Origin of the sequence: Lacisediminihabitans profunda (genome assembly GCF_008040105.1) — a bacterium.
GTDB classification, from domain to species: Bacteria; Actinomycetota; Actinomycetes; order Actinomycetales; family Microbacteriaceae; genus Lacisediminihabitans; species Lacisediminihabitans profunda.
Window position 1 is genome coordinate 385,965 of sequence record NZ_VRMG01000009.1, and the last position, 13,177, is coordinate 399,141.

Genomic DNA, 13,177 nt, shown 5'->3' on the forward strand with positions numbered 1-13,177 from the left:
ATCGTCTTGGTCACTGTCTCACTCGCGCCATACCTATTCATGATCATCACTTCGCTCAAAACGAACCAGCAGTTCGCAGATAGTTTCTGGCAAATCTCATTTCCGCTGCACCTTGAAAACTACTCGGAAGCCTGGAATCAGATCGCGCCGTACCTGTTCAACACCGCCGTCGTTGCGTTGATGTCAATCGTCCTAATCCTGTTGATCACGTCGATCTCCGGGTTCGTACTCGCGCGGTACCGATTCGCCGGCAGAAGTTTCATCTATGGCGCTGTCCTCGTGCTCATGATGGTGCCGGGGTTGGCGAACCTCATCCCCCTCTTCATCATCATGAAAGATTTGGGACTGCTCAACACCTACGTTGTCCTGGTCGTCCCCTACACAACCGGCGGTGTAGTCCTCGGCACGATCCTGATGCGCAATTTCGTCGAAGGCATTCCACAGACACTCTTCGATGCCGCACGCATCGACGGGGCAAGCGGAACTCGAATGTATCGGTCGATCATGCTTCCCCTGTCCCTGCCCGTGCTCGGAACGATCGCGCTGATCACGGTAAGCAGTGTGTGGAACGACTTCTTTTGGCCGCTACTTGTGATCTCTGACGACAGCTTGCGCACCGTATCGGTGGGCTTGCAGTTCTTCCAGGGCCAGAATGCGACAGACTACGGACCGCTCATGGCCGGGTATTTGCTCGCAAGCCTGCCCCTCATCCTGCTCTTTACATTTTTGTCGAAGTACTTTCTTGCCGGGGTACAGGGCGGTGTTCCCGGCGCCCACTGAGCCGCGCTCGAACCTGAGCAATCGGACGGCCAACTCTTGGCCGTGAATGAAACGATTTACCACACAGTTCTCAAACTGCATGAAGAAATGAGGAAGTATGCCAGTCACAACGAAGACGTTGCGAACGAGACGGGTTCGCCTTTTGGCGGTCGCGACTGCCGCTGCGTTGACCGCCGCCGCCCTCGCCGGGTGCGCGCCGTCGGCGAACGCGGCAGGGAAGGTGACGATCACCCTCTCCGGCCCCAACCAGTTCACGAGCGACACGAAGACATTCGGCCCCGCGTGGGACCAGTTGGTCGCCAACTTCGAAAAGGACAATCCCAACATCACGTTGAAGACAAACGTGTTGCCGCTTAGCTCATGGGCGGCAACCTCTGCCGCACAGCTGACGGCGGGCACAGCGCCAGAGTTGATCTTCAACCAGACCACACACACGCCAGACCAGGTCCTTTCGCTCGACAGTTACCTGCAGAAGAAGAACCCTTTCTCCTCTACGGGAACCTCCTGGATCGACGACTTCAACGGGAAGTACTTCGGAGGCCCGAACGGTCTGGGTAAGAATCCGGCAGGCAACTACGAGTCGATTCCGTTCAATCTGGTCTCGGTCGGCATCTACTACAACAAGGACATCCTCGTCAAGGTCGGAGTGGATGTCTCGAGTCTCTCAACTTTCGACGGGTTCACCAAGGCCTGTGGCGTGCTTAAGAAGGCTGGCTACGCGCCGCTCGCAACCGACAGCGGAAACCTGCCGGTGGGTTGGACGGTGACCGCGCTGGGCTCCATGCTGCTCAATTCCGAGCTCGCTAGCCTCAATCAGTTCGGCTCTGACGGCACGGCGGGCACGAGCACCCCGGTAACGAAAAAGAGCGTGGCACACGCTTACCTCACCGGTGAGCTCAATCTCGAGACCGACCCGGGCGTCGCTGAGACGCTCAAGGTTCTCAAGTCGTTCTACGACGACTGCGCGACACCGAACTGGTCGGGAATCCAGTCGCAGGGTGCCTTCACCGGAGGAACGGACTTCCCCGGCGGCAAAGCGGCGATGGCCTGGGGAACGAACTTCGCTTCTACCAGTCTCGCAACGGCGAACTTCAAATACGGCACGCTGCCCTTCCCTGAGGTCTCCACGAGTGACTCGACGGTCGCGACCGGCACGCCAGCGCAGTTTGGTGTCAACAACGGCGGAACGGCCTACATGATTCCGGCATACATCAAGGGCAAGCAACGGGATGCGGCGATCACCTTGCTGGAGTACATGTCCAGCCCCAAGGTGCAGACCTGGCTGGACAAGACGGGCGGAATCCCGGCGATCACTGCACTCAAGGCACCCCCTGGACTCGACGCGTTGAACAGCGGACCCTGGGCAACCCTCTCCCTCTTCGGCCAGAACGGCGGGCTGTTCGGTGCCCCCGCGGCGATCGCCGCCCAGAACAAGTACGAGGGCTACCTCCTCGGGACAACCAAGCTAAAAGATACGTTGGCCCAATTCCAGTCAAATGCCGTGGCGTGGTCCAAAGAGCAGGCGACGCAAGCCAAGTGGACCGAGAGCTGGGCGACGAAGTAGTACGCACAGAATAGCGTTTCGTGCAGTAGGGGCGGCCGATCGGCGACGATCGGCCGCCCGGTCACCATTGCCAGCTTCAACGAAGAAGAGGATGCCATGAAGAGAAGACTTATTGCTGCGCTGGCCGCCGGCGCACTCGCCGCTCTCGCGTTGACCGGAATCAGCCAACCGGTGTGGGCAGCCAACACAACCTTCTATGTGAACAACCAGGCCGGTTCCAACTGCAGTGACGGGGGACCGGCATCGCTCGCACAGCCCTGGTGCACGTTCACCCCGATCAACTCGCACGGCGCGTTCGGGCCAGGTGACACAATCCTTCTCGCGAAAGGAGGTACCTGGAACCAGCAGATGAATCTCTCAGGTTCCGGCACCTCCACCAATGCAATATCCGTTAGTGCGTATGGAACCGGCAATAACCCGAAAATCAGCCGAAATGGCTCGGTCGATGACCGGGGGATAAAGCTCGTAGACGGGGACTACTGGAGTTTCAGCCACCTTGAAGTGGCCAACGCTGCCTCGGGCATCCTGGCCTACTACGACACCACAGGCCACAACGGACTGAACTTCACCGACATCTATGTCCATAACATCAATGGCCTCATTTATTACACGAATGGGAGCACCAGCACACAGGTGCCCAGCGCGATCGCGGATAACGTGCGCAACTCCTCCGGCATCCAAATCACCGGCAAATACACCACCTTCTCGTCCACCGACTACTTCCTTAGCGGAGTTCGGATGGATCAGATCAGCGGCGACCACAACCTCAACACCATCGGCATCGACATGCTCGCACCGAACGACCAGGTCCAGTCCAACGTCGGAAACAGCGGTGGCGCCGGAGCAAACATGGTGCAAAACGTCGTAATCGATCATCTTGCCAGTCATGACGACAACTGGGAGTGCGACGAGGCGCTTCGCCTCTTCACCGTCAAACACGCGGTCATCATGAACTCAGCGCTGAACAATGAGGCGCCCTGTTGGAATGTCGGCGGCACAACCGCCGTGATTCTGGGGCACCTGGAAGACGTGTCGATCGTGAATTCAATATTCTCGAACGTCACGAACACCGGTTCGAACGACGAGGATGCGCTCGACTTCGAAATCTTCAACAACAACGTGAGGGCCCGGAATTCGCTCTTCGAGAACACTCCAGGTTCAGCGTTGTCGTTCCTGCGCCTCGGAGGTCGCACCGGCGACTATTCGACAAACAACGAGTCATCCTCCAATGTGATGATCAACAACGGGGTCCAGAAGGGTTACGGCCCGGTACTCGTCCTCAATCAAGTCAGCGCGGCGTCTCCGATCACGGGAACCATTCAGGACAACATCAACGTCAACGCAAACTTCCTTTACGACCAGGGCAACGGCTTCGCGGGGTTTTCAACGACCAATAACCAGACGCTCTCGAACGGATCGGGGAACGTCTATTTTTCTGCCGCCGACTTCAGCGGGACTCAAGGTCTGAATGGCTGGTCATACCAGTCGTTCAACGGATCCTCCTATTCAAACCTCGTCTATGACTCCGTTGCCAGGAAGTGGACTCCATCCGGGCAGTCGGTTCCTGAGATCACTCAGTTCGACCAACATCCCGACACCTCTACGGCCGACTGGGTCGCGAGGGCATGGACTGCGCCGAGCACCGGTTCAGTGAGTCTGCGAGGGCGTATCCTCAAGTCCGACAACGCTGCGGGCGGAAACGGAATCCTCGCCCGCATTACTAAGAACGGTGTCCAAATTTGGCCCGCCAGCGGCACGCAGACCATCGCTGCCGGCGACGAATACACGGGCGTGCCCTATGTCCTAGACAACGTAGCGGTCACCGCTGGCGATGTCATTCGGTTCGAGACGAACGAGAATGGTGAATCGTCGTATGACAAGGCTAGTTGGACGCCGAGTGTCGCGTACACCTCGATATCAAGTCAGGCATACAACTGGGGCTTCAACGGCGGCCAAGAGCAGGGATGGACGATCAATGGCGCGACTGCAACAACCGCAACCGGATCGGATTTCAACGCGCTTAACCTGACCTCGACTGGAATTGACCCGCAAATAGTTTCGCCTGACCAAGTGCACCTCAATGCTGCTGCAGCCACGACGGTGACTGTGAGGATGAGCAACGCAACCAGCAACACTGTGGGAAAGATCTATTTCACGACTCCCGCGTCGCCGACGGCGAGCGAATCTATGTCTGTGTCGTTTGCAGTGGCGCCTAATAGTGGGTACACCACCTACACGGTCAACATGGCGTCGAATGGCCTGTGGACTGGCGAGATAAAGCAGCTGCGGGTCGATCCGATCGAGACGACTGGTGCAATAGACATTGACAGCATCGTGGTGTCTGGCAGTGGGGCACTTTATGTGAACCGATTGCTTGATGGCAGTTTCGAAGATCCGTCAGCGAACTTCTACACCTATAACCCGACGAGTGTCTGGCAGTTCCTTGGTTCCACCGGGGTGCAGCGTAACTCCAGTTCCTTCAGCGGCACACAAGCAGCGGCCGATGGGCAGCAGACGGCGTTCATCCAGGGAACGGACTCGGCGAAACAAACGCTGAATCTCTCGGCCGGATCTCACACCGTGAAATTCTCCGCCGCCCAGCGCACGAACAACGGCGGCGCCCAGGCGCTCGACTTCTATGTCGACGGCACCAGGATAAACGTCTCGGCATTCGCTCCACCCGCTGGCGGAGCGTTCCAGAGCTTCATCTCGCCGAGCTTCACGACGACGAACGGATCACACACCATCGAGTTCAAGGGAACGAACGCGGGAGACACCACGGCATTCCTGGACAAGGTCACCATCCAATGACCGGCCGGGGCGAGTACATGCGATGGTCGGCCGTGGCCCACGAACACCGTCACCGGGATGAGGAGTGACACGATTCCGTCCCACTGTGTCGCGACCATCGACTTTCCGCAGGAGTTCCAGGGCCTGATGGTTCGAGATTCCGACCAGTAGTCCTCCGAGTTGCACAGCGCTTCAACACTGCACATGAGAAAGTCGAGAAATGACCAACCCTGACATCCTGGCTCCTCTCATCGACGTCATCCGCAGTCTCGAAGACGGCACATCTGCCCCCGATCCGAGAACGGACATCGACACGGCGTCCCTCGTGGCGCGATATCCGGAGCTCGGGACCGTGACTATCCGCGACGTCAGCATTCCGACGCGACACGGCGACATTCCGGCTCGCCTTTACCGGCCCGAGGGAATGCCGAAAGGCGGATTGGTCTGGGCCCATGGCGGGAGTTTTATCGGCGGTAATCTCGACATGCCCGAGGCTCATTGGGTCTCCCTCGCTGTGGCTTCCCGTGGCTTTGCGGTGCTCTCGGTCGAATACACGAAGGCACTGCACGGGGTGCACTTTCCCGCGCCGTCCATCGACCTTCTTGAGGCGTGGAACTGGGCCGTCGACAACCTCGGCGTGAGTCTGGCATCCCTGCACCTGGGCGGTGCCAGCGCTGGCGCTAATCTTGCCGCGGGAGTCGGCGTGCGCCTGCGCGACGGCCAGGGCAAACTGCCCGCATCACTCGTGCTGGTGTATCCGCAGGTCCACACAGTGCTTCCCGAGGGGTCGGCCGCGGCCCGCGCCGCGGCGGAGACCGTGCCGGCGGAGCATCGCTTTCCGCAGACCATGGTGAGCGCGATAGCCGCCAACTATCTGGGCTCCGAGCAGGATCCCACCAACCCCTACGCCTACGCCGGCTCTGCGGAACTCGCGGGCATGCCTCCGATGTTCATCCTCAATTCGGAGCGCGACGAGCACCGCTATTCCGGCGAAGAGTTCGCCAGGCAGGCTATGGATGCCGGCGTTTGGATAAACGTCGTCTATGAGCCGGGAAGCACGCACGGGCATCTCGACCGCCCACACACGCTCGAGGCTCAGAGGAGCATCGCTCGCATGGCCCACTGGCTGGACGGCTTCCCGACGGAACCTCTGCGGTGATCCCCGCCCCGCGCATCCGGACCGAACCACTCGACCCGAAGCGATTCGCGAACCCGGAAGCCGGCGATCGCCCCGGCGTGCGCTGGTGGTGGCAGAGCGAGATCTCGATCGAGGAGTTGACCCGTCAACTCCACGAAATCGCCGAAGCAGGTTTCCGCGAGGTGGAAATCGCCTTCAGCCGGGGGTTCTGGGGCGACGAGAAGCAGCGTGATGCGCTGGGAGCGATCCTGGGCGAGGCGGAGCGTCTCGAGGTGGGGGTGGCGATGACGCTGGGGGCGTCGTGGCCGCTCAAGACGCCGAACACAACGACGGGCACGGGGTTCAGCACCCGGGAACTGCAGTACGGATCGGTGATACTCCGGAGCGGCAGTTCGGGGAACGTGCGCCCTCCCGCCGCCTTCGACGATCTCGATGGCGCGCGCCCGTCGACACTGGTCCGAGTCACCGCTGCCCGGGTTGTGCAGCAGAACGAACCTCCCACCCTCGTGCCGCTCGACGATCCATATGCACCACCTCGCGGCGTCATCACACCGCCCGATGCGTCGACGGTCCTGGAGGCGGGATCGCTCGTCGATCTGACACCGCAGCTCGTCGCGTCCGAGATCCGCTGGGAACCACGCGAGGGCGACTGGATACTCTTCGCCTTCTGGATTCGCGACTGCGAGCAGGGCGTGACGAGTTTTCTGGACGGCCATGCCGCGCAGGCTGCCGCTGAGTATCTCGACGAGCATCAGATCGGCGCCGACAACCTTGAGCTGTTGCGTCGGGCCGGCACCGAACTCTTCGAGGACTCGCTGGAGCTCAACGCCGACTCGCTGTTCTGGACATCCGAGATGCTTGAACGCTTCATTGAGCGCCACGGCTACGACGTGACGCCCTACCTTCCCCTGCTCTTCGCACACGGGATGTGCCGCTTCTGGGTGCCGAACGAAGAACCGGTGCCTGACTTTGAACTCGATACCCGTGTCGGCGCACGGGTGCGTCGCGACTACTACCGGCTGCTCACCGACCTGTACATCTCCGACCACCTGCTCCCGTTGCAGGAGTGGGCCGCCGGCCATGGCCTGCGGCACAAATCGCAGGTGGCTTACGGTCAGAACCTCGAGGCGATCCGCAGCAATCGCGACTTCGTGCGGGCCGGCGGGCGAGCCGAGGGCGAATCGCTGAATTCCGGAGACCGGGCGCCGATCGACCGCTCGAACGCCACTTGGCGCTTCGCCCTCGACTGGCAGCGATCCGTCGTGGGCGGGGCACACCAGGGGGGCGCCGTGCGCATCAGCACGGAACTCGGTGCACAATTTCGGGCGGCCTACGCCTACACCCTCGGGGATCTGCAACAGATGCTCGCGAAGGAGTGGGCGGCAGGAATCACCAAGCCCTTTCTCCACGGTGTGGCCACCCAGGAGCCCGAAGCCGCGTGGCCGACGCAGACCCGATTCCAGCACATCGTCTCGGACAGCTGGAACGACACGCACTTTCCGGAGTGGGTCAACTGGCCCCCTCTCACCGACTACTGGGCGCGAGGCACCGTTGTGCTCGAGACCGGGGCCCCGCGCACGGACATCGCCATCTACCGCGACGGTTTTTTGACGACGGCCGCGCGCGGTGTGCGTGACGTGAGCCTGGATGCGACCGCTCCCGCACGACTTGCCGACACCGAGTCTCTCGAAACCGCGGGCTTCACCGTTCAGTTCGTCGACCCCATCGGGCTCGCCGAAGCGGGCACCGTCGGCGACGATGGGACCTTGTTCCCCGAGGGGCCGGCCTATCGCGGACTCATCGTCGATGAGCGGATGCTCCCAGCCGAGGCCGCCGAGGCCATCGCCGAGGCTGCGGAACGCGGGGCGCGCATCCTGATCGTCGGCGAGTCACCGTCTGCTGATTCCGGATTCGCTGGCGGAAGCGCCAGCGACGAACGTGTCCGAGCCGCGATGGCCCGTACGCTTCGCCAGCCCTCGACGATGCGACTGAGCAGGATGTCGGAGGCGGCTGACGCGTTCACCCGTCTAGGACTCGTGCCTCGCGTCGCCGTCGATGCGGCTGCGCTGCTCTCCCAATGGCGCGAGGCTGGATCATGCCGGTACGTGCTCGTGTACAACTCCCTTGGGGCGTCGGTTTCCGTGACGCTGTCGCTCGAGGGCGCAGGGCACGTGCGCGAACTCGACCTGACCAGCGGGCGGATTTTCGCCGCCGCGCACCGGGCAGAGGGAGACCGCACCACCGTCCCGACACGGATCCTCGCTCGTGGGGTGCGGGTGTTCGAACTCGACCTGTCTGCCGCACCCGACCCCATCGACGACGAACTCCCCGTCGCGGAGGTTGAGCTCGTGGTCGAGGGGTGGCGGATCGAGGTGACCAGCGAAGAGCCGGCCGGTCCCCGCATCATCACGCTCGACGGCGTCGGGCCGGGGGACTGGCGGGATGTGGATGCGCTGCGCCACGTCTCGGGAACCGGACGCTACACCGCCCGGGTGGTGGTGCCGGAGGGGCTTACCGGCCTGCCCGCGGTCATCGATCTCGGCGGGCTCGCCGGATCCGCCGTGGTGCGGATTGGCGATCGAGTGTTCGGTACGGCCTACGTCGACGGCAGCGTCATCGATCTCGGCACGAGTCTCGTGAACGGAACCCTGATCGAGATCGAGGTTCGGACAGCCCTTCGCAACGCGGTGATCGCGAGCGCGATCACCGACCTGATCGGCCCTGATTCCTCCCAGCCGCACGGGCTGATCGGGCCAGCAGTGGTTCGGGTGGAGCGAAGATCCAACACGACTCGAAGTGAGCGTGCCGAGAAGTGACCCGTCGAACGTCCGTTCTTCGGTCCAGTTGCGCGTCAAGCGCACGGAAGGAACGCCATGTTTACTGACCTGCCCGAAGCCGCGCTTCGCACCTACCGGAGCGCACAAGTCGACCCGCGAGACTTCGACGAGTTCTGGGCGACAACGCTGAGTACGAGCCGCGAATTCGATCTCGGTGTCTCACTCACGCCCGTCGATACGGGGCTGAAAACGATTGACGTGTGGGATGTTTCGTTTTCCGGGTACGGCGGGCAGCGGGTGCGCGCGTGGCTCCGCGTGCCCGCGGGAGCAACCGGCCCGCTTCCGGCCGTCGTGAATTTCGTCGGCTACGGCGGCGGACGTGGCAACGCAGCCGAGAGCCTGTTTTGGGCATCCGCCGGATTCGCCCACCTTCAGATGGACACTCGCGGACAGGGCTCGGCCGGAAGTGTCGGCGACACTCCGGATGACGCCGGCTCGGGTCCCCACGGTCCCGGGTTCATGACCCGTGGAATCGAGAGCCGGGAGTCCTACTACTATCGGCGGGTGTTCGTGGATGCGGTACGCGCGGTCGAGGCCGCTCGCTCACTCCCGATCATCGACGCGACGCGGGTCTCGGTGGTTGGCGGTAGTCAGGGCGGTGGCATCGCGCTCGCCGTCGCCGGGCTCGTCGACGATCTCGCGGCGGTTGCGGCCTCCGTTCCATTTCTCTGCGATTTCCCTCGCGCGGTGACGATGACCGACAACGATCCGTATCGCGAGATCGGTCGCTACCTCGCCGTCCACCGTCGCTCGGCCGATCGGACGCTCGAGACGCTCTCATACTTCGACGGCGTCAACTTTGCGAAACGAGCCACCGCATCCGCGATCCTGAGCACCGCCCTCATGGACCCGATCTGCCCGCCCTCGACAGTCTTCGCCGCCTATGCGAACTACGCGGGTCCCAAGCAGATCACCGTATGGCCGTTTAACGGTCATGAGGGCGGCGGCATCGAGGACGAGCTTCTCGCGCTCCGGCACTTCGACTCGACGGTGCGGTAAGCAGCGGCGGTCATGTGGATGACTCCTTGTCGCGCGTGAGCGTGACACTGTCAGTCATCCACTCGTTGCGACTCTCCGACCTGCCCGTGAAACTTCATGATCCCGTCCTCGCTGACCGGCGTGAAGAAGTTGATGAGGTTGCCGTCGGGGTCGCGAAACAGCAGCGAACGGTTGCCCCACGGCATGGTGGTCGGCGCGTTGACGAAGTCGGTCATCCAGCCGCTGAGCCTGATGTATTCGCGGTCGACGTCGTCGACGAGGAATTCGACGATGACGCTGTGGTTATCGCGCGGTCGAGCCGCCCCCGGGCCGAAGAGGCCAACGGTGCGCGTGCTCGCGAACGCCAGGGTGCCCGACGCCACGCGCAGTTCGGCGAAGTCGTCGTTCGACCACACCGCGGACTTCGCGGTCACGCGCTCGTAGAACGCCACGAGCGACGAAACGTCCTCGGTGATGATTCGGATGGAGGTGAATCGCATTGCCGTACTCCCTGGTTTCGACGGGAACACCCCGTCGCCTGAGGAAGACCGTACGGCGAATAGAGGACAGTATCCGCCCGCTATTGGTGGGATAGTCGATCTCATGACGCGGCCGACCTCCCGAGTGCTCGAACTGCTCGACATTCTTCAGTCCGGCGGCACCCGGACCGGCGCCGAACTGGCCGAGCGCCTGGGCGTCGACGAACGCACGGTCAGGCGCTACGTAGAGCACCTCTACGCGCTGGATGTCCCGGTGGAGTCAGTGCGCGGACGGCACGGCGGCTACCGGCTGGCGCCCGGCTATCGGATGCCCCCGCTCATGCTGACGGAAGACGAAGCCCTCGCGGTGACTCTGGCGCTCGTAGCCGGTCAGCAGGCGGGGCTTGTGCCCCTGTCGCTCACGGCCGCCGACGCAGCCGCCGCGAAGCTTCGCCGAGTACTGCCGAAGGACGTCAGCCGCAGGCTCGATGCGTTGTTGGCCACAACGAGTTTCACCGCGCCACCCAGTCCCCCGGCCTCGCCGGAGGCGCGCGTGCTGCTCGTTCTCGCCGAGGCGGCTCGGGACCGGCATCCGGTGACTATTGGTTACAGCGATCGCGAGGGCAACCGAACCGAGCGCACCATCCAGGCCTATGGCCTCGTCGCGCACTCGGGCCGGTGGTACGTGGCCGGCGCGGACTCGATCAGCCGGGAGATACGAACGTTCCGCCTGGACCGCATTGCGAGGCCGCGCGTCCTCGGCCACTCCTTCAGCGTGCCGGACGGGTTCGACCCGGCACAGCACGTCCTGTCCGGGCTGGCGCAGACACCATGGGCCCACGATGTCTCAGTTCGGATCCAGGGGACGCTCGAACAGATTCGGCGGTGGCTTCCCGAGGGAATCGCCATGGTCGATAACCTGACATCCGCCGGAGAAGGGTGGCAGCTGGTGCGGCTTCGAGTTCAGGATCTCGAGTGGCTCCCGGGCATCCTCGCCGCCATCGGGGCACCCTTCACCGTCGAGCGGCCGGAGGCGCTTCGATCGCTCGTTCTTGCACTCGGTCAGCGACTGATCGACAGCGCCTCCCCACTTCCTTGACCCCAGCGCGAAACCCACCTTTAATTCATCCACGATGAGAGTGAGGGACGGGAATCAGCCTTGGCCAGACCGCGCACCCGCGTCCTGCTCACCGGGGCGACCGGCAATTGGGGTCGCGCCGTGCTTCGCGAGTTCCGAACCCGGGCGGATCGGATCGAGGTGGTGGCCCTCGCGCGACGGACTCCGCGTGACGACGCCGTTCTTCTGGAATTCCACGACATGGACACCCTGACGGTGATTCGCGGCGACCTGCTCGACGACGCGGTGGTCGAATCCTGCGTGAGCCGGGTCGACCTGGTGCTGCATGTCGGCGGGGTGGTCTCTCCGGCTGCCGATGAGCATCCGGACCTCGCTCGCGCCGTGAACATCGGAAGCATGCGCACCATCATTCGGGCCGTTGCCGCGCAACCGGAGCCCGGGCGAATCGGCGTCGTGGGCATCGGGTCGGTCGCCGAGACCGGGGATCGCAACCCTCCGCACCACTGGGGACGGATCGGCGACCCCGTGCGGGCATCGCAGTTCGACGAATACGCCCAGACCAAGATCATCGCCGAGAGGGAACTGGTCGACTCAGGGCTCCCGAAGTGGGCGTGGCTTCGGCAGACCGGGATCTTCCACCCCGGTGTGCTGCAGATCCGTGATCCGATCATGACGCATCCACCGTTCGCCGGGGTCATGGAGTGGGTTTCGGCGGAGGACTCCGCGCGATTGCTCGCCAACCTCTGCGAGGCGCACGTTCCGGTCGAGTTCTGGGGCGGCATCTACAACGTCGGCGGGGGCGAGGGATGGCGCCTCACCAACTGGCAGTTCCAAACCGCCCTCGCCTCGGCGATGGGGGTTCGCGATGTGCGCCGCTGGTATGACCGCAACTGGTTCGCCCTGAAGAACTTCCATGGACAGTGGTACACCGATAGCGATCGGCTGCACGAACTCGTCCCCTTCCGCCGGGACACGTTCGATGAGGCGATGGCGCGCGCGATCGCCGCCGCGCCGAGATCGGTGAGGTCCGCCGGCCGGGTACCGGGGTGGATCGTGAAACACCTCGTCGTGGAGCCGCTCACCCGGAGGCCGCGCGGCACCATGGCCGCGGTGCGCTCCGCTGACGAGAAGGTGATCGACGCCTTCTTCGGATCCCGCGCGGCCTGGGAGGCGATCGGAGACTGGGCGACCTTCGTCGAACCCGCCCCGGATCGCACCCCGTCATTTCTGGACCACGGGTACGACGAGACGAAGGACCCCGCCTCCTGGGCGCGAGCCGACTATCTCGAGGCAGCGGCGTTCCGAGGCGGGCGACTCCTCACCGCGGACGTCACCCCCGGTGACGTGGCGACCCCTCTTGACTGGACCTGCGCGTTCGGCCACGAGTTCGCGGCCAGCCCGCGACTCGTCTTGACGGCAGGCCACTGGTGTCCGGTCTGCGTGCGGGATCCCGCCGGGTACGCGCGGCAGGCCGAGCGTAACCCGTTTCTGGCGCAGGTGGAGGGCCCAGGTTAGGCCCGACCCTCAGCAGTC

General features: G+C 63.3%; 9 protein-coding genes. 8 read left to right on the top strand and 1 reads right to left on the bottom strand.

From position 1 onward, the window contains the following. The first annotated feature begins 39 nt into the window (after positions 1 to 39). The 6 genes from FVP33_RS15145 (at position 40) to FVP33_RS15170 (ending at position 10,108) form a co-directional block, all read left to right on the top strand. Positions 40 to 780, top strand: a complete 741-nt coding sequence (locus tag FVP33_RS15145) for a carbohydrate ABC transporter permease (protein WP_222706744.1) — start codon at positions 40 to 42, stop codon at positions 778 to 780. 142 nt (positions 781 to 922) lie between these two features. Next, positions 923 to 2,344 (top strand): ABC transporter substrate-binding protein, encoded by a 1,422-nt coding sequence (locus FVP33_RS15150; RefSeq protein WP_222706745.1) that lies wholly within the window; start codon positions 923 to 925, stop codon positions 2,342 to 2,344. 96 nt (positions 2,345 to 2,440) lie between these two features. Then, positions 2,441 to 5,155, top strand: coding sequence for a hypothetical protein (locus FVP33_RS15155; protein ID WP_147784510.1), 2,715 nt, complete (start codon positions 2,441 to 2,443; stop codon positions 5,153 to 5,155). A 199-nt stretch (positions 5,156 to 5,354) separates the two neighbouring features. Next, a complete protein-coding gene (locus FVP33_RS15160; RefSeq protein WP_147784511.1) occupies positions 5,355 to 6,293 on the top strand; it encodes an alpha/beta hydrolase in 939 nt (312 codons plus the stop codon). Then, complete coding sequence (locus FVP33_RS15165) at positions 6,290 to 9,088, top strand: glycosyl hydrolase (protein ID WP_147784512.1); 2,799 nt, start codon at positions 6,290 to 6,292, stop codon at positions 9,086 to 9,088. Before FVP33_RS15160 ends, FVP33_RS15165 begins: the two co-directional genes overlap by 4 nt. Positions 9,089 to 9,145: 57 nt before the next feature. Next, entirely contained in the window at positions 9,146 to 10,108 is a 963-nt protein-coding gene (locus tag FVP33_RS15170; RefSeq protein ID WP_147784513.1) for an acetylxylan esterase, read from the top strand. A gap of 50 nt (positions 10,109 to 10,158) precedes the next feature. Here FVP33_RS15170 and FVP33_RS15175 read toward each other — a convergent pair whose 3' ends face one another. Beyond that, positions 10,159 to 10,587 carry a VOC family protein gene (locus FVP33_RS15175; RefSeq protein ID WP_147784514.1) on the bottom strand — a complete coding sequence of 143 codons (429 nt, stop codon included), beginning with the start codon at positions 10,585 to 10,587 and terminating at the stop codon, positions 10,159 to 10,161. Between the two features lie 103 nt (positions 10,588 to 10,690). Here FVP33_RS15175 and FVP33_RS15180 point away from each other — a divergent pair, with 103 nt between their 5' ends. Beyond that, entirely contained in the window at positions 10,691 to 11,665 is a 975-nt protein-coding gene (locus tag FVP33_RS15180) for a helix-turn-helix transcriptional regulator (RefSeq protein ID WP_147784515.1), read from the top strand. A gap of 60 nt (positions 11,666 to 11,725) precedes the next feature. Next, positions 11,726 to 13,159, top strand: coding sequence for an NAD-dependent epimerase/dehydratase family protein (locus tag FVP33_RS15185; RefSeq protein ID WP_147784516.1), 1,434 nt, complete (start codon positions 11,726 to 11,728; stop codon positions 13,157 to 13,159). Positions 13,160 to 13,177: the final 18 nt, after the last annotated feature.